General features: G+C 66.4%; 20 protein-coding genes. 5 read left to right on the forward strand and 15 right to left on the reverse strand.

The window, feature by feature from the left end; all coding sequences use genetic code 11:
• Positions 1-36: 36 nt before the first annotated feature.
• From H7J73_RS10970 to H7J73_RS11000, 7 genes are all read right to left on the reverse strand, one after another.
• Positions 37-447: a DUF5078 domain-containing protein gene (locus tag H7J73_RS10970; protein WP_435405481.1), complete on the reverse strand. Its 411-nt coding sequence runs from the start codon at positions 445-447 to the stop codon at positions 37-39.
• An 83-nt stretch (positions 448-530) separates the two neighbouring features.
• A complete protein-coding gene (locus tag H7J73_RS10975; RefSeq protein WP_276031156.1) occupies positions 531-875 on the reverse strand; it encodes a DUF732 domain-containing protein in 345 nt (114 codons plus the stop codon).
• Complete coding sequence (locus H7J73_RS10980; RefSeq protein WP_264067391.1) at positions 796-966, reverse strand: hypothetical protein; 171 nt, start codon at positions 964-966, stop codon at positions 796-798. The genes H7J73_RS10975 and H7J73_RS10980 overlap by 80 nt, the downstream gene beginning before the upstream one ends.
• A 74-nt stretch (positions 967-1,040) precedes the next feature.
• Positions 1,041-1,778 carry a YqjF family protein gene (locus H7J73_RS10985; protein ID WP_435405482.1) on the reverse strand — a complete coding sequence of 246 codons (738 nt, stop codon included), beginning with the start codon at positions 1,776-1,778 and terminating at the stop codon, positions 1,041-1,043.
• Positions 1,779-1,783: 5 nt separating this feature from the next.
• The gene (locus H7J73_RS10990; protein WP_435405466.1) at positions 1,784-2,782 is read right to left on the reverse strand and encodes an esterase family protein; all 999 of its coding nucleotides are present in this window, start codon (positions 2,780-2,782) and stop codon (positions 1,784-1,786) included.
• 65 nt (positions 2,783-2,847) lie between these two features.
• Positions 2,848-4,644 (reverse strand): sulfatase-like hydrolase/transferase, encoded by a 1,797-nt coding sequence (locus H7J73_RS10995; RefSeq protein WP_264067895.1) that lies wholly within the window; start codon positions 4,642-4,644, stop codon positions 2,848-2,850.
• A 4-nt stretch (positions 4,645-4,648) separates the two neighbouring features.
• Positions 4,649-5,122, reverse strand: a complete 474-nt coding sequence (locus H7J73_RS11000) for an SRPBCC family protein (protein ID WP_264067393.1) — start codon at positions 5,120-5,122, stop codon at positions 4,649-4,651.
• 195 nt (positions 5,123-5,317) lie between these two features.
• On the opposite strand from H7J73_RS11000, the gene H7J73_RS11005 reads away from it, so the two are divergent.
• A complete protein-coding gene (locus H7J73_RS11005) occupies positions 5,318-5,536 on the forward strand; it encodes a hypothetical protein (RefSeq protein ID WP_264067395.1) in 219 nt (72 codons plus the stop codon).
• Positions 5,537-5,594: 58 nt separating this feature from the next.
• On the opposite strand, the gene H7J73_RS11010 is transcribed toward H7J73_RS11005, so the two are convergent.
• Genes H7J73_RS11010 through H7J73_RS11020 form a run of 3 tightly spaced genes read right to left on the reverse strand, consistent with a single transcriptional unit; the run spans position 5,595 to position 7,067 of the window.
• The gene (locus tag H7J73_RS11010; RefSeq protein WP_264067396.1) at positions 5,595-5,795 is read right to left on the reverse strand and encodes a hypothetical protein; all 201 of its coding nucleotides are present in this window, start codon (positions 5,793-5,795) and stop codon (positions 5,595-5,597) included.
• Between the two features lie 40 nt (positions 5,796-5,835).
• A complete protein-coding gene (modA, locus tag H7J73_RS11015) occupies positions 5,836-6,645 on the reverse strand; it encodes a molybdate ABC transporter substrate-binding protein (RefSeq protein WP_264067397.1) in 810 nt (269 codons plus the stop codon).
• Positions 6,646-6,656: 11 nt separating this feature from the next.
• A complete protein-coding gene (locus tag H7J73_RS11020) occupies positions 6,657-7,067 on the reverse strand; it encodes a TOBE domain-containing protein (RefSeq protein ID WP_264067398.1) in 411 nt (136 codons plus the stop codon).
• Positions 7,068-7,377: 310 nt separating this feature from the next.
• On the opposite strand from H7J73_RS11020, the gene H7J73_RS11025 reads away from it, so the two are divergent.
• From H7J73_RS11025 to H7J73_RS11040, 4 genes are all read left to right on the forward strand, one after another.
• The gene (locus tag H7J73_RS11025; protein WP_264067399.1) at positions 7,378-8,583 is read left to right on the forward strand and encodes an acyltransferase family protein; all 1,206 of its coding nucleotides are present in this window, start codon (positions 7,378-7,380) and stop codon (positions 8,581-8,583) included.
• Positions 8,584-8,690: 107 nt separating this feature from the next.
• Complete coding sequence (locus H7J73_RS11030; RefSeq protein WP_264067896.1) at positions 8,691-9,380, forward strand: Rv0518 family GDSL lipase; 690 nt, start codon at positions 8,691-8,693, stop codon at positions 9,378-9,380.
• Positions 9,381-9,384: 4 nt separating this feature from the next.
• Complete coding sequence (locus tag H7J73_RS11035) at positions 9,385-10,557, forward strand: alkaline phosphatase family protein (protein ID WP_264067400.1); 1,173 nt, start codon at positions 9,385-9,387, stop codon at positions 10,555-10,557.
• Positions 10,558-10,576: 19 nt separating this feature from the next.
• Entirely contained in the window at positions 10,577-11,254 is a 678-nt protein-coding gene (locus H7J73_RS11040; RefSeq protein ID WP_264067401.1) for a GAP family protein, read from the forward strand.
• A 55-nt stretch (positions 11,255-11,309) separates the two neighbouring features.
• On the opposite strand, the gene katG is transcribed toward H7J73_RS11040, so the two are convergent.
• The 5 genes from katG to H7J73_RS11065 all read right to left on the reverse strand — a co-directional run bounded on the left by katG (position 11,310) and on the right by H7J73_RS11065 (position 17,117).
• Positions 11,310-13,442: a catalase/peroxidase HPI gene (gene katG / locus H7J73_RS11045; protein ID WP_264067402.1), complete on the reverse strand. Its 2,133-nt coding sequence runs from the start codon at positions 13,440-13,442 to the stop codon at positions 11,310-11,312.
• A gap of 102 nt (positions 13,443-13,544) precedes the next feature.
• On the reverse strand, positions 13,545-14,000 hold the full coding sequence (locus H7J73_RS11050; protein ID WP_264067403.1) for a Fur family transcriptional regulator: 456 nt from the start codon (positions 13,998-14,000) through the stop codon (positions 13,545-13,547).
• 33 nt (positions 14,001-14,033) lie between these two features.
• On the reverse strand, positions 14,034-14,732 hold the full coding sequence (locus H7J73_RS11055; protein WP_264067897.1) for a cutinase family protein: 699 nt from the start codon (positions 14,730-14,732) through the stop codon (positions 14,034-14,036).
• A 201-nt stretch (positions 14,733-14,933) separates the two neighbouring features.
• Complete coding sequence (locus H7J73_RS11060) at positions 14,934-15,890, reverse strand: haloalkane dehalogenase (protein ID WP_264067404.1); 957 nt, start codon at positions 15,888-15,890, stop codon at positions 14,934-14,936.
• 15 nt (positions 15,891-15,905) lie between these two features.
• Positions 15,906-17,117, reverse strand: coding sequence for an acyl-CoA dehydrogenase family protein (locus H7J73_RS11065; protein WP_264067405.1), 1,212 nt, complete (start codon positions 17,115-17,117; stop codon positions 15,906-15,908).
• Positions 17,118-17,132 lie beyond the last annotated feature (15 nt).

Consider the following 17,132-nt stretch of genomic DNA (forward strand, 5'->3'; position numbering starts at 1 on the left):
AGTAGACCCAGACCGAGGGGTCGCTGGGTGGGTAGTTCATGCAGACGTCGGTGAGTAGACCCAGACCGAGGGGTCGCTGGGTGGGTAGTTCATGCAGACGTCGGTGGAGTTGGCGACGACGCCTTTGTTGTTGAAGAACAGTTTGGCCCAGTTACCCCAGTGGGTGGCGACCTGTTCGTAGTAGACGTTGGTGGCGGTGTCCTCGGAGTACTGCCGCCGACCGGCGGCGTCGAGGGAGAAGAACCAGTAGATGCGATCGCGGGCCATCTGCTCGATGTCCGGGCCGCGGTTGTTGTAGTCGATCATGTACCGGGAGTAATAGATCGGCTCGACGTCGCGGGCCGCGGCCATGTACTGCTCGACGGTGCACTGGGTTTTGATGATCCGGTTGGGGATCGGGTAGTCGTCGCTGGCGTCGGCGGCGGCCAGGCCGGGCACGCTGGCCATCGCAGCGGCCACGGCCAGTGCGGCGACGCCGGCTCGAACGAACCTGCTCTTGTCAGATCGGCGCATCGCGCTCACCTCACCTTTCAGCTTTGCGGGACTGCGGCTGNCTGCAGGACAGGCAGTTTGTCGGGGCAGTAGTAGTTGATCGAGGAACCCAGGAACTGCCAGGCCTGCGCGGTGCTGCTGCCCTTGGGCAGTTGCAAGGAGATGAAGTGCGCGGACTTGTAGGCGTCGCCGTCAAGACCGTCATACATCCGTTTGCAGGCGATCTTGCCGATCCAGGCGTTGTAGTCACGCGGACCGTAAATCCCGAAGCTGTGCAGATCATTGGCGAAATCCGTATCAGGATCAGCCTGCGCAGCAGGCGATCTTGCCGATCCAGGCGTTGTAGTCACGCGGACCGTAAATCCCGAAGCTGTGCAGATCATTGGCGAAATCCGTATCAGGATCAGCCTGCGCAGCGGGGGCCAGGACTACTGCGGCGGAGGTGAGCACAGCGGCAAGAAGAGCGCCTTTCATATCGGAGATCTTAGCCTGTCTAAGCCTATAAGTCCTACCCAGGGCGCCATTTGCCAGACGGCGGCGCAGCTGCTCTAGGCGAGCGCGACGGGACGACCGAACTGCGTGCGCACGCCGGGGGAGTAGAGGGCGCGCATTCGGTCACCCGCCGGGCGCACGCCGCTGGCCGAGAGCAGATCGTCGGCGAGATCGACGACCTGTGCGCTGCGCAGCGGCCATGGGCCGTGCGTATTCGGCACCCACCACGTCCGGCCGCCCTTGCGGGTGTGCGCGCCCCAGCGGGCGGTGAGCCACACCTCCAGCGGAGTCGGGGCCACCGGCTCCCCGATGGCGATCGTCAGGTGGCTGCGCAGGCCGCGCCGGGGCCAGCGCCGCACGCTGTCATAGGTGATGCGATCACCGGATCTCGTCGTGCGCATCCGCGCCCAGGTGTAGGGCACTCCCATCCCGAGGCGGACCACCGGCACCACCGCCAGCCGTGCTGTTTCCAGCGAACAGAACAACACGCCGTGGCGCCCCGCATCGTCGGTCGAGTACAACCGGATGTTGGTCTCCAGGAACCGGCCGAAATACGGCAGTGCAAACACCGATCCGCCAATTGCTGTGCGGGACATGGTGAATGGCACCAAAGCGACGTAGGTCAGGCCGTCGCAGAACACATCCGGCCGGGTCCAGCGCGGGAACAGATGCTCGACGGTTTCCGGCTCCACAGGCCAGTGCACGAACGTCAGATCGGCCCAGCTCTGGTCGAGGTAGACACCGCCGACCAACGGTGGCGGATCCACCGGGTAGTCCCGCAGGGCCGGGTCGATCACCGTCAGCCCGGCGGCGCAGGAGGTAGTGGGGCAGGCGGCGGCGGAGCCAGCAGTCGCTGCAGATCCGGCTTCATCGCCTGCAATTGACCGCCCCAGTAACCCCAGCTGTGCGTGCCATTGGGCGGAAAGTTGAACACGGCGTTGCGCCCGCCGGCGGCCAGGTAGCTCTCCTGGAACTGCTTGTTGGTGTTCAGCGTGATGTTCTCCAGGAACCCGGCGCTGAACAGCCCGCCGGCATTGGCGTCACCGCTGGAATCCAAGTCCGACGGGGTGCCGGTACCGCAGTAAACCCAGACCGCGGTGCCGTTGGCCACCAGCCTGCGGACGTTGACCATCGGATCGTTGCGCCGCCAGGCCACATCGCTGGCCGGGCCCCACATGTTCCCCGCGCTGAATCCGCCGGCATCCTTCATGGCAAGGCCGATCATCGTGGGCCACAGCCCAAGTGACGGGTTGAGGAATCCGGACAGCGAGGCGGCGAAGATGAACTGGCTGGGATGCCAGATCGCCAGGGTCAGCGCCGAACCGCCGGACATGGACAGCCCGACCACGGCATTGCCGGTCGGATCGATGCCCCTGTTCTGCGCCAGCCAGATCGGGAGTTCCTGGGTCAGGAAGGTCTCCCACTTGTAGGTGAACGTCCCCGCGCTGCCCTTCGCGGGCTGGTACCAGTCGGTGTAGAAACTGGACTGCCCGCCCACCGGCATCACCATCGATACGCCGGACTCGTAGTACCACTCGAACGCAGCGGTGTTGATATCCCAGCCGTTGGCGTCGTCCTGGGCCCGCAGACCGTCTAGCAGATAGACGGCATGCGGTCCACCGCCCTGGAACTCGATGCGGATGTTGCGGCCCATCGACGGGGACGGCACGTCGATCTGCTCGACCGGCAGGCCTTCGCGTGAATAGGCATGAGCGACCGCCGACACGCCAGCCACCATCAGGAGGCCGGGCAGCATCGCGGTCAGCACCGTCATGACGCCGTACCGGAACGCATTCACCCGACCAGCTAAGCCCAGGTCTGGGATGGGGCCGGTAGCCCACGCTGGCCGTAACCGGCTTGTTATCAGGCGTTCCGGATCCTCTGGTTTCGGCGTCTGGCCGTCACCGGCCGACGCACCGCATAGGGCCACGGCGCATTTCGCTCGGGAATCGACTCGGTGCGGGCTGTCTTGAGCTGCGTTCTGAGGTGCTGCCGCAGCGCGTCGAGGTCGGGGTCGGCCCAGCGGTTGTCGACTTCGATCGGATCGGTGGTCAGATCGTAGAGTTCCCACTGGTCGTCCAGCGGGGACATCCGGTACGCCTCGCCGCCGATACCGTTCGCCGCCAGGTGCCGGACACCGGGTTCGGTCCACGTCGCGGGGTCGTCGAAACTGCGGACCAGCTTCCACAGGTGGCCTGCGCCGTGGGCGGCGGCCGCCTCGTCGACGTGGACGACGAGGCCTTCGAAGTTGGACGCGACATGAGCAGGGATCTGAATCCGCAGCGGTGCAGGAGGTTTCACCGTCTGTTTCAACCGGCGAGCGAGGCCCGAGGCCCGGCTGTCACCGTCGAGCATGTTATCGCGGGTCATCAGGTACACGGCGCGAGTGTCATCGGCGCGCGCACCGTCGACCACCGGCATGAGGTCCCGGCCGGGCAGATCATGCACCTCGGAAAACGACTCGGCGAGAGTGGCTGCGACCGCTCGGGTGTCGACGCCGGCCGCCGCGAGCAACGTGGGGACGAGGTCGATATGCGAGGTCGGTGCCGTGACGACTCGGGGCGCGGTGGCGTTGGCACCGATCCGGGCGATGACGAACGGAACCCGCGTCGCCTCGTCGTACAGGTTGAACCATTTCTGGTGCAATCCGCCGTGCGCGCCGAGGAGGTCGCCGTGATCGGCCGTGCGGACCAGCACCGCGTGGTGGGAACCTCCCTCGGTGACCGCGCGGCGGACGCGATCGATCGGCCCGTCGACCTCGGCATGCAGGCGGTAGTAGAGATCGCGATAGCGCTGGGCGTTGCGGTCGTAGGTCCGGTTTATCGCTGCTGCCGGACCGTAACCGGAGTAGTACGCCTCCCTGAAGGCGATCTGCGCTGCCGGCTTTGTCGCCAGGTCCTCGTCCGCGGTCGGCGCGGCGGGTACCGGCGGCGGGTCCGATGGCGACGGTTCGACCGGGCTGCTCCGCACCCAGGTGGGGAAGAGCACGATGTCGTGCGGGTTGACGAAACTGGCGACCAGCAGGAACGGGCGCAAGGCATCGACGTCACCGGCCCGTCGTCGAGCGTAGCGGTCTTCCAGCCAGGCGACCACTCGATCGGCGATCAACGGGTCGCGCCGAAAACCGCTGTTGGCCAACAACGCTCCGTGCGGCTCAGGGCCGACCCAGCCGGCGAAGCCGTACGGGCCCAGCGGGTCGGCGTCGAGGTAGCGCTGCACCGCGGCGGCATCGACCGTGCCGTCATCGTCGTTCGTGGCGAGCGCGCCACCACCGGTCGGGGCGGGCAGATCAGCGTGGGAGATATGCCATTTGCCGTCGTAGTGGGTGTCGTACCCCGCGGCGCGTAACCAGTTACCGAGCGTCGGCACCTCGCCGCTGCGCAGCCAGCGCATCCGGGAGTCGTCGAACATCTTTCCGAGGCCGTCGGTCTGGGTGACGCCGTGCAGATCGGGATACTGGCCGGTGAAGATGGTCGGGCGGCTGGGCACACACGCCAGCGATCCGGTGTAGTGCCGACGGAAGCTGACCCCGTGCTCGTCGAACCATCTTCTGCCGGAGAGTATTTCGTCACGCCAGGCCAATATCTCCGGCGCCTCGTACGGCGGGACGGCCCGCTCCTCGTCGGTCATCACGATCACGATGTCGGGACGGTCCGACAGGTGCTCAGCCACGGCGGGACTCAACACTGTCGGCGAGCCCGGCGAGCATCGCATCGGACTGTTTGGCCAGCACCCGACACACGACGTGCTCGACACCCCTTCCGAGGTGCCGGGGCAGGCGGCGGCTGGTGTCGACTGTGCTGGTCAAGGTCACGACTGTGCCGTTGGTGGCGGTCGGCGTCAGCTTCCAGCGGTTGCTGACCTGTCCGACCCATGCCGGCAATCCGGTGATGTCGTAGGCCAGTTCGGTTGACGGGGTGAAAGCGGTGATCCGCTCGACGAGCGTGTTGCGTCCGATCTGCACGCGGCGCGCCGTCCCGATCGGGGTGGCAGTTCCCTCGGAGTGACCGTGTTCCAGCACGCTGGAGTGATCCACGTTGTCGGCCCATCCGCTGAGGGCGCCGAAGTCGGCCAGCACCTCCCAGATCGCCTGCGGGCCCGCCGCTATCGTCCGGTAACGACTGATCTGAGATGCCACAGCACCCGAGACTAGTGCCCGTTGCCGTGATCTGGGCCGGACCGCTCGATCCCTGCCATCCGACGATCAATTGCTGCCAGTGGAATTAAAGCGCCCGGCAGCGGAGTTGGACCACTCAGACCGGCCAGAATGACCACCAGACAGGCCGCAACAGGGTTCGAGCGCGATCCGCTTGAACCAGGAGGAGTAAGCACCGTGAAGAATCTCGGATTTGCCACCGTCGTTGCCGGCGCCTTGGCCGCGGGGGTCGTCGGGCTCGCCGCGCCCGCGCAGGCGGCCGTCGTCGACGCCCCGGCTGCCGTGACTTCGATCCTCGTTCCCGCCGGAATCGATCACCATTCGTGGCTGGACCAGATCACGCCCGATGTGCACGTACCCAAGGTGGACACCTCGGTTCAGCACAGCGGCCGCTGACCATCGGAACGCACAAGGCGCACCCCGAGCGGGTGCGCCTTGTGCGTCCCGAGGACTGTCAGGATTTCCTGGCTCGCCACCCGATCACGGCGATGGCGATCCCGATCAACACCGTGATCGGCCCGATGACCGTCCACGTGGTGGTGTTGCTCATCGGGCTGCCCAGGACCACGCCGATGCCTTGCAGGAACCACAGCAGACCGAACAGGGCCAGGAGTACGCCGAACCCGAGCGCTATCACCGAGATCACAGTGCGCATGGGTGTCACAGTAGCCGGTTGCGGGGGCACAGGCCGGGTATCAGGGCTTGGCGAATCCAGCCTGGGACAACACCTTCTGGCCGGCTTCACTGGTCACGTAGTCGATAAACTTCTTGGCCAGTGCCGCATTCGTGGACTGCTTGAGCGCGGCGATCGGATAGATGTTCACCGCGCCCGACGATTCGGGAAACGGCACCGAGGTGACCTTGTCGCCGGCGCTGATCGCGTCGGTCACGTAGACCAGCCCGGCGTCGGCCTGTCCCGTCGTGACCTTGTTGAGCACATCGGTCACCGAGGATTCCTCACTGACCGCAGCGAGCTTGACTCCCGTGGCGTCCTCGACCTTCTGCGTTGCCGACCCGCACGGCACCTGGGGAGCGCATACCACCACGGTGGTGTCGGGCTTGGTCAGATCGTTGAAGGACGCGATGTGCTTGGGATTACCCGGTGCGACGGCGATGGTGAGCGTGTTGGCCGCGAAGTTCACGGGATCGCCGGCCAGCAGGTTGGCCGCCGCGGCCTTGTCCATGTTCTTGGTGTCGGCTGAGGCGAAGACGTCCGCGGGCGCGCCCTGCGTCAGCTGTGTGACCAGATCAGCCGAACCCGCGAAGTTGAATTCGACGGATGTGCCCGGGTTGTCCGTCGCGAACTGCTTGCTGATGTCGGTGAAGGTGCCCTTGAGGGAGGCGGCGGCGAACACCATCAGTTTTCCGCCGGAATCCGAACTCGCCGACGTCCCGACGACGGACGTACCGCTCGAGGACGACTGCCCGCTGGAGCCGCAGCCCGCCATCAATGCCAGTGCCAGTCCCGCGGCGCCGGCCAACGCGATCGCTCGTGAACGTCTCATGATCTCCCCTCTCAGGGTTTTTGGGGGGTTGTGGTCTCGACGATGACTGTGGTGGCCTTGACGACCGCAACGGCGATACTGCCCGGCTCGAGATTCAGCTCCCGCACCGCTTCCGAGCTCATCAACGAGACGACTGTGAATGGCCCGCATTGCATTTCGACCTGTGCCATTACCGTGTCGGCGGTGACCTTGGTGACTAGGCCGGCGAATCGGTTCCGGGCCGAGCTGGAAACGCCGATCGGATCCTTGGGCGCCGTCGCCGCGTTGGTCCTGGCGAAGTCGGCGAGCGCGGCGCCATCGATCACCTTGCGCGACGAGGCATCCTGGCTGGCCGGCAGACTGCCGTCCTCGATCCACCGCCGGACCGTGTCATCGCTGACCCCGAGCAATTCGGCCGCCTCGCGGACGCGGATCATCGGCACCGCCGCATCGTAGCGCCGGCCCAAGAGGCTTAACAACCGATTGATCCGCATATGCGGATTTATTCACTGATTAGCCACGCAGATGCGGGCCATGGCCGTTGCCTGTCGAGCGGTCCGCTTCGCCACCAGCAACTCCACAGCGTTGCGTGCGCGACAATGCCGCAGCCTGATTGGTAATGTGCCAGTGCCGCCGGCGCCGGGGGAAGGCCTGATTCGTAGGCGCCAGTTCGCGCTCAACGTGCCGGCTGGTGCAGGCGCGGCGAAGCGAGCAGACCGGCCGGCTGATGGCCGGAGTCACGGGAAGAGGGCTTTGCGTACCGGAGAGATCAAGGCCCTGTCCGGTCTTCGCATTGTCGCGGCAATGTGGGTGGTGCTGTTTCACTTTCGCCCGCTGCTGTGGGCGGCGGCACCGTCGGTGGCATCCGCGCTGAGGCCGATCCTGGACCGCGGCGCCCAGGGAGTGGACCTGTTTTTCATCCTCAGCGGTTTCGTCATCACGCTGAACTATCTGGACAAGATGGGGCCCACCTGGTCGGCGCGTGCGACAGTGCGCTTCCTCTGGCTGCGACTGGCGCGGGTGTGGCCGGTCTACCTGGTCACCATGCACTTGGCTGCCGCGTGGATCATCTTCACGCTTTATGTCGGCCATGTGCCGTCGAAGCTCGTCGGCACCCTCAACGCGACCGATTATCTGCGGCAGCTACTGCTGGTCCAGCTGTGGTTTCAGCCCTTCTTCGATGGCACGAGCTGGGACGGGCCGGCGTGGTCGATCAGCGCGGAATGGCTGGCTTACCTGCTCTTCGGCGGGCTCGCGTTGGTGATCTTCCGCGTTGCCCGGGTCACCCGCGCCCGCAGCCTGATGTGGCTGGCCTTCGCGGCGACCCTGCCGCCGCTGGTACTGCTCCTGGCGAGCGGCCACCTCTACACCCCGTGGAGCTGGCTGCCGAGAATCATCATGCAGTTCACCGCGGGTGCGCTCGCGTGCGCGGCGGTCCGCAAACTGCAGTTGAGCGACCGATCTCGCCTCGGCGCCGGCTACCTGTCCGTGCTGCTGGTCGCGGTGGCCGTCGGTGCCCTGTACTGGTTCGACGCGCATCCGCAGCCCTGGCTGTACGACGCGGGCGCTCTGGTCGACGTGCTCTTTCTGCCGCTCGTCGTGACCCTCGCAGTCGGTGCGGGGAGTCTGCCGTGGCTACTCGCACTGCGGCCGATGGTCTACCTGGGGCAGGTGTCGTTCAGCCTCTACATGGTCCACGAGCTGGTGCACACGGCGTGGCTCTGGCTGGGGGAGCAGTTCGCCCTGGTCCCGACCGTCGGCCAGTGGAAGCTGATCGTCCTCGCGATGATCGGCATCGCTTTCGGCACCGCCATGCTGCTGTTCCATTTCGTGGAGGAGCCGGCGCGCCGCTGGATGCGCAGGATGGCCGACGCCAGCCGCGTGCGGCCCGACGCCCAGCTCACCGCCGTGCACGCCGACACGGCAGAGGAACCGGAACGCAGGCGACGAGCAATGTGACGTCCAGCGGGTTGGGCGGGACTTCTCGGTTCCCCGCCCTAGGCTGATTTCGAGCGGCGGGGGCTTTGGCAGATAGAGCAGTGGCAGTGACGACAGTGGAGGTGGCAATGCGTCGTCTGATCGCGCTGGCGATCGCACTGGCCGTGGTAGCCGGTATTGGCGCGGCCGCCCGACCAGCGACGGACTATCGACTGGCGAACCGCCAGTCGCCGCTGTACCACATCGCGGTGATCGGCGATTCCTACACCAACGGCACCGACATCGGTGGCGTCGGCCCGAAGGGATGGACCGTCCAGGCCTTTGACGCGTTGGCCAATCAGGGGGTGCAGATCTCGCCCGACGTTGCAGCCGAGGGACGTGCCGGCTACGGCGTGCGCGGCGACCACGGCAGCCTCTTCGTGGACCTGACCGGCCGGGTGGTGCACCCCGACGACAACCTCGTCGTGTTCTTCGGCTCCCGCAACGACCAGGGGGTGGATCCGACGGTGCTGGCCGGGATGGCCCACGACGCTTTCGCGCTGGCACGCCAGCTCGCCCCGTCGGCGAACCTGCTCGTCGTCGGGCCACCATGGCCGACCCCCGACGCGCCCCCCGATATTCTGCAGATCCGCGATGTCCTCAAGTCCCAGGCGCAGTGGGCCGGCGCATCGTTCTTCGACCCGCTCGCAGCCGGCTGGTTCGCGGGCCGACCTGACCTGATCGGTCCGGACGGGGTCCATCCCACCGACGCCGGACACATCTACATGGCGCAGCGACTGGTGCCGCTGATCAGTTCGCAGCTGCCGCGGCGGACTTAGCGGCGTGCCACCATTCGTCACCCCCCGCTATGGGAACGGTGCCCTGGCTGACCTCATCCCCTCAGTACTGGGTGTGCTCGGCGTGGCGGGGGAGGCCGACCGGATCGGTCTGGGCACCGACGGTGCTCGTCGCGTTGCCGTACTCCTGGTCGACGGGATGGGCGCTGAGCTGCTGGCCGCTCATCGTGATGTCGCGCCCTTTCTGAACGCTGCGCTGACCAACGGCGCGCCGCAGCGGACACTGACGGCCGGATTCCCCAGCACCACCGCGACCAGCCTCGCCTCCCTCGGCACCGGTGTCCCGGCCGGCGAACACGGCATCGTCGGCTATCTACTGGCGATCCCGGGCCACGATCGGCTGATGAATCCGCTGAACTGGCGACTCACCGGTAAGGGCCCGAGGGTGGATCTTCTCAAAGGTGTTGTGCCTGAACAGTTTCAGCCGGTTCCAACCGCGTTCGAGCGCGCCGGCGCCGAGGGTGTCACGGTGACGCAGGTTGCCCCGACATATCAGGATGGGTCCGGACTCACCCGGGCTGCGTTGCGCGGCAGCGAGTTTCGGCCATGCTTCTCGTCCGGTGACCTCGTCGACGGGGTGATCACCGCTCTTGGTCAGGGGGATCGGTCGCTGGTCTACGCCTATCACGGCGACCTGGACCTGACCGGACATGTGCGCGGCCCGAATTCGGAGGCCTGGGCGCTGGAGCTCGCTCAGGTCGATCTCACGGTCCGGCTGATCGCCGAGCGGCTGCCGGTCGGGTCGGCGCTGATCGTCACCGCCGACCACGGCATGGTGGAGATAGCCGAGCCCGTCGACTTCGACACGAACTCAGAGCTGCGGGTCGGCGTCCGGGCCGTCGGCGGCGAACCCCGGGCTCGGCACGTCTACACCGAACCCGGGGCCGCTGACGAGGTGGCGGCGGCGTGGCGCACCGTTCTCGGCGCAGATTTCACGGTGCTGACCCGCGCCGAGGTGATCGCGTCCGGGTGGTTCGGCCCGCGGGTGGCGGCACACGTCACCGCACGGATCGGCGACGTCGTCGTGGTTGCCAACGGTCACGGAGCGGTGACCCGGTCTGCAGCGGAACCCCACCATTCGCGCCTGATCGGCCACCACGGTTCCCTGACGTCGGCCGAGATGCTGGTTCCACTGTGTACGTACTATGAGCCCTTCTAACTAACAGGAAGGGGTCTGCGTGGCCGGGGGCGCATGGGGATCCCTGCTTGGCGAGCTGATTCCGCTGGCGCTCGTGGTCGCGGCATCGCCGTTGTCGATCATCCCGGCGCTGCTACTGGTCCTGCACACCGCCCGTCCGCGCCCCACCGGACTGGCTTTCCTGTTCGGCTGGCTGGCCGGGTTGATCGCACTGACGTCGGCCTTCGTGGCGGTGCCGCGCGCGTTCGGCGGCGCCGGGCAGGCGACGCCGCACTGGGCGGCCTATGTGCGCATCGGGATCGGCGTGGTGCTGATCGCCTTCGGCGGATGGCGCTGGCTCACTCGGCGAAAGGCCGGTCAAGCCCCGGCTTTCCTGAAGACTGTCGGCAGAATCGGGCCACTGCGTGCGGCCGGCCTTGGCGTGGTGTTGACTTTCGTCAACCCCAAGCTCCTGGTGATCAATGCCGCAGCCGGCCTGGCGATCAGCACGGCAGCTCTGGGGTCGCCGGGCAGTTGGTTCGCCGTCGCGGTGTACGCCCTGCTCGCCGGGTCGACCGTGTTGATCCCGATGCTGGCGTACGCGGTGGCCGCCGAACGGCTGGCCCGGCCGCTGGAGCGCGTCCGCGAATGGATCGAACGCCAGCACGCCGCTATCACCGCAGTCATCCTGCTGGTGATCGGAATTGTGTTGCTGTATCAGGGAATACGCACTCTCTAGCAGCAACAACGCCCCGCGAGCCGACGGGCTCGCGGGGCGGTGTCCCTGTGACGACCTAGACGTCGAAGCGGTCGGCGTCCATCACCTTGGTCCACGCGGAGACGAAGTCCTTGACGAACTTCTCCTTCGAGTCATCCTCGGCGTACACCTCGGCCAGCGCCCGCAGCTGCGAGTTCGAGCCGAACAGCAGATCGACGCGGCTGGCGGTCCACTTCTGCGCGCCCGATGCCCGGTCCGTGCCGACGTAGGTGCCGTCATCGGCCGACGACGGAGCCCACTTGGTGCCCATATCGGTGAGGTTGACGAAGTAGTCGTTCGTCAACTGGCCTGGCTTGTCGGTGAGCACGCCCAGCTTGGTGCCGCCGTGGTTGACGTCCAGCACCCTGAGGCCGCCGATCAGCACCGTCAGCTCCGGCCCCGACAGGCCCAGCAGGTTCGCCCGGTCGATCAACCGGTACTCCGGCGGCAGCGAATCGCCCTTGCCTGCGTAGTTGCGGAAGCCATCCACCTTGGGCTCCAGGTACGAGAACGACTCGACATCGGTCTGCTCCTGGGTGGCGTCGCCACGACCTGAGGTGAACGGCACCTCGACGTCGAATCCGGCGCTCTTGATTGCCTTCTCGAGGCCGACCACACCACCGAGGACCACCAGGTCGGCGAACGACACTGCGGTGCCGGACGCCTGCTGGATCTCCTCAAGCTTGGCGATCACCTGTGCCAGCTCGTCGGATTCGTTGACCTCCCAGCCGAGTTGCGGCTGCAGCCGGATCCGACCGCCGTTGGCACCGCCGCGCAGATCGCTGGACCGGAAGGACGAGGCCGCCTTCCACGCGGTCGAAACCAGTTGTTGGACAGTCAGACCGGACTCGGCGATGGCTGCCTTGAGGCTGGCGACTTCAGCATCCGACAGCGGCGTGCCTGCCGGGATGATGTCCTGCCACAGCCAGGTCTCCTGCGGTACCAGCGGGCCGAGGTAACGGGTGACGGGGCCCAGGTCCCGGTGCAGCAGCTTGAACCACGCCTTGGCGTATTCCTGCGCCAGTTCCTCCGGGTGATCCAGCCAACGACGGGTGATCCGCTCGTAGATCGGGTCCACCCGCAGAGCCAGGTCGCTGGTCAGCATCGACGGGTGGGTCTTGCCGGTGCCCTGGGCCATCGGCACCGAGTTGGCCCAGCCGCCGTCCTTGGGCTTCCACTGATTGGCGCCCTGAGGACTCTTGGTCAGCTCCCACTCGTTGCCGTAGAGGATTTCCAGGAACGAGTTGTCCCACTTGGTGGGGGTGTGGGTCCAGGTCACCTCGAGACCGCTGCTGACGGCCTCGTTGCCCACGCCGGGGTTGCTCCAGCCCAGGCCCAACTGCTCGAGCGGGGCGGCTTCGGGCTCCACCCCGTTCTGGATGTCGGTGGCGCCGTGGGTCTTGCCGAAGGTGTGGCCACCGACGATCAGTGCGGCGGTCTCGATATCGTTCATCGCCATCCGGCCGAACGTCTCGCGGATATCGATGGCAGAGCCCGCCGGGTCCGGATTGCCCTCGGGGCCTTCAGGGTTGACGTAGATCAGACCCATGTGGCTGGCACCGAGCGGATTCTCCAGCTTGGTCCGGTCGCCGCCGGAACCGGCGTATCGCTCCTGGGAGCCCAGCCACTCGTGCTCGGCGCCCCAGTAGATGTCCTCCTCGGGCTCCCAGAAATCGGGACGGCCGAAGGCGAACCCGGCGGTCTTGAAGCCCATCTGCTCCTGGGCCCGGTTGCCGGCATAGACGATGAGGTCGGACCACGAGATCTGCTTGCCGTACTTCTTCTTGAGCGGCCAGAGCAGGCGGCGGGCCTTGTCCAGGCTGACGTTGTCGGGCCAGCTGTTCAGCGGCGCGAAGCGCTGCATACCGCGCCCGCCACCGCCGCGGCCGTCCTCCACCCGGTAGGTGCCCGCGGCGTGCCACGACATGCGGACGAACAGCGGACCGTAATGGCCGAAGTCGGCGGGCCACCAGTCCTGCGAGTCCGTCAACAGCGCGTCGAAATCGCGCTCGAAGGCCTCGAAATCGAGCGACTTGACGGCCTCGCGGTAGTCGTAGTCCTCGTCGGTCGGGTCGATGGCCGGGGGGTTCTTCTGCAGGATCTTCAGGTTGACCGCATTGGGCCACCAGTCGCGGTTGCTGCCACCCTCGACGGGGGGCTTGATCGTCATCGGGCAACCGCTTTCGGCTGGCTCCGTCTGAGCCTCCCCGATGGGGGGACTGGTTTGCTCAGGCACTGTATTTCCTTTCGGGAGTGGTGAATCGGGCTGTGATCACGGGCGTGATCCCGAAGTGATTGACGTCGAACAGTCTGGGCACAAGCCCCAGTAGATGACCTCGGCCTCGTCCAGGACGTAGCCGTCGAGGCGACCCTCGGCGTCCGACGGTGTCAGGCAGGGCGCCTCGCCGACGGCGCAGTCGATATCGGCGATCACGCCGCAGGACCGGCAGACGACGTGATGATGGTTGTCGCCGACGCGCGATTCGTAGCGGGCGACCGAGCCCGACGGCTGAATTCGCCGTACGAGTCCGACCGCGGTCAGCGCGTTGAGCACGTCGTAGACGGCCTGCCGGGAAACGTCGGGCAGATCGGTACGAACCGCTGTGAAGAGGGTCTCGGTGTCGGCGTGCGGGTGTAGGTGAACCGCTTCGAGCACCGCAATCCGCGGACGGGTCACCCGCAGTGCTGCGTCGCGCAGCAGATCCGCGAAACCTGACCCCGAAGACACGGGTAGAACTATGTCGTACTTTTCTGGATCGAGTCAAGACTTGGCGCGGACAGATTTCTGCGCGCTGTCGGCCTTCGACGAATCCTTTTGCGCCGCACGATCTTGCGGCGGCGGGATGATGTGGTCGGCGACCCACTTGGCGGCGGTCTTGACCAGACCGGACTCGGGATACTTCACATGTGAGTCGAAGTTGTTGCCCAATGAGCAGATCGGGTCGGCGGTATTGCACATGTCGGCAGTCCTGGCGCCATACACCTGACTCATCCGGGTCAGGGGCTGACCCAGCCGGGCTGAGGGATTGCCGAAAACAGCCACCGCGGCGATGTGGCCGGCGATGGCGGCCGGCATCGGCGCCGCGAAGCCCAGTCCGGCGATCGGGGCGGTGGTGATGACGTCGATGACCGCGGCGCCCTGGGAGTAGCCGCCCAGCACCATCTTGGTGTCAGGGCACTTCGCGGCCATGGACTGGATGTGGGTGCTGGCGTCATTGGCGCCCTGGGCAACGGCCAGGAAGTCGTAGGAGGCCGGGTAGTCGACGGCGTAGGTGCCGATCGACTTGCCCTTCACCAAGGGTTTGAGGCTGTCGACCAGCGCCTGCCCGACCCGGCCGATACCGGCCGGCTCGTCGGTTCCGCGGGCGAAGACCACCTCGATGTCAGGGCAGGACGGGGCGGCCGATGCGCCGGGCGCTCCGGTGGTCGCACTGACCAGGGATGCCATCAGGACGGCCATCAGCCCGGTGACAACGGCCGTCAACCGGGTCCCGTTGCCGGTGGACTCACACGTGGCGGACACAGTCCGTCTCCTCGACCCTGTTCGTAGGTAGCGTTTGACTGCGGTTACCCAATAATCACTGCAGTCACTCTGGTAACACTCTACCGTCAATTTCGAGTAGGCATTTTGACGAGAAGGGCCCCGCGGGAATTGCGTGGCCTAATTGGCCCGAACGAAGTCGGCGACAAGGTGGCCCAATTCCGCACCGCGTTGTTCCTGGACGAAATGGCCGGCTCCGGGAATTGTCGTGTGGTTTTGGCCGGCAGCCCCAGGGATCTGCTGCTGAAAGATGGTTTCCCAGCCACGCGTCGCCGGATCGCCGTCCGAATACGCGGTGAGAAATGGCCGTCGCCATTGTCGCAATGCTGTCATCGTCGCCCGGCCGATCGCGGCGCCGGGGTCGTTGCGGGTCAGCGGCACCAATGCGGTCAACTGTCGCAGGCCCGCTTTGTACGAACGGTCGGGAAACGGCGCGTCGTAGGCCGCCAGGACCTCCGGGTTCAGTGGACCGGCGACGGCGTCGAGGAAGAAGCTCGGCACTATGTCGGGGGAGCGCTGGTAGTACGCCACATAGTCCAGCAGCGTCTCCTGCAACAGCACCCGGTCGTCGCCTACTCCGTGGTGAGGCCAGGCCAGCGCACCGGCCAAGGCCGGATCGCAGGTGTGCAGAATCGTGTTGGTGGCAAGCACCCGCGCGAATCGTTGCGGTTCCCTGGTCAATACGCTCAGCCCGATCGGCCCACCCCAGTCCTGGACCACGAGTGTGACATCGCGCAGTTCGAGACCGACGATCAGCGAGTGCACCCAGTCGATGTGGCGCCGGAACGTGTAGTCGGTGGGGTCGGTGAGTTTGTCGGACCGGCCGAACCCGATGTGGTCCGGTGCGATGACCCGAAGGCCGGACTCGACGAGTACCGCGATGACCGCCCGGTACAGGTAGGACCACGTGGGTTGGCCGTGCAGCAGCACAACCGCCGGTCCGTCGGACGGACCGGCGTCGACGTAGTGCATCCGCAACGGATCGATACCGCGGGTCTCGACGGCGAGATAGTTCGGCGCGAACGGATAGCCCGGCAGCCCGTCGAAGCGGTCGTCGGGAGTTCTCAGCACGGCCATTCGGTGCGTGACGCTTCAGACGAGCCGGACGCCGGAGATCGACCTGGCGATGACGAGCTGCTGAATCTGCTCGGTGCCCTCGAAGATGTCGAAGATCTTGGCGTCGCGGTGCATTCGCTCCACCGGGTATTCGCGGGTGTAGCCGACGCCACCGAGAATCTGGATCGCGCGTTCGGTCGACCAGACGGCGACCCGCCCTGCTTTCAGCTTGCTCATCGAGCCCTCCGCCGCCGCGAACCGTTCACCGGTCGCGCCCATCCAGGCGGCGCGGCGGACCAGCAGTCTCGCGGCATCGATCTCGGTGGCGATATCCGCCAGCATGAACGAAATGGCCTGGTTCTCGATGATGGGACGGCCGAACACGACCCGACCCTTCGCATACTCCAGGGCGTATTCGTAGGCCGCCCGCGCCACCCCGATCGCCATCGCCCCGACCGTCGGGCGGGTGCGTTCGAAGGTGGCCATCGCCGCCTGGCCGCCGGCTTTCTGTCCCTCGCGTGCCCGCGCCAGCTTCTCGTCCAGCTTGTCCTTGCCGCCCAGCAACGCGGTGCCGGGCACCCGGACGTCGTCGAAGAAGATATCGGCGGTGTTCGACGCACGAAGGCCATGCTTGCGCAGCTTCTGCGGCGCCGCGATGCCCGGTGTGTCGGCCTTCATGATGAACGCGGCCTGTCCGCGCGAGCCGAGGTCGGCGTCGACGACCGCCTGTACTACCAAGACGTCGGCGATACCGCCATTGGTCACCCAGGCTTTCTGGCCGGAGATGACCCATTCGTCGGACGCCTCGTCGTATTTCGCGGTGGTGCGCATGTTTGCGACATCGGAACCGGCTTCCGGCTCGGACGAGCAGAACGCCCCGACCTTGACGTTGTTCTCATCGCCGTAGCACTGCGGGACCCATTCGATGACCTGCTCGAGGGTGCCCGCCGCGGCGATGCCTGCGGCGGCCAGGCCGGTGCCCAGGATCGCCAGCCCGATACCGCCGTCACCCCAGAACAGTTCCTCGGCCAGGATCGGGAAGCTCTGTCCCGTCTCGTCCGAGCGCAACGTCACCATCGTCTCGTAGCCGTAGAGGCCGATCTTCGCTGCTTCCTGAAGGATCGGCCATGGCGTCTCTTCGCGTTCGTCCCACTCGGGCGCAGCGGGGCGGATGACCTTCTCGGCGAACTCATGCACCCAGTCACGCAGCTGAATCTGATCGTCGTTCAAAGCCAGGGAGAAGGTCACAGATCGCCCTTTCGA

Source organism: Mycolicibacterium komossense, assembly GCF_025822605.1.
Classification (GTDB): Bacteria; Actinomycetota; Actinomycetes; order Mycobacteriales; family Mycobacteriaceae; genus Mycobacterium; species Mycobacterium komossense.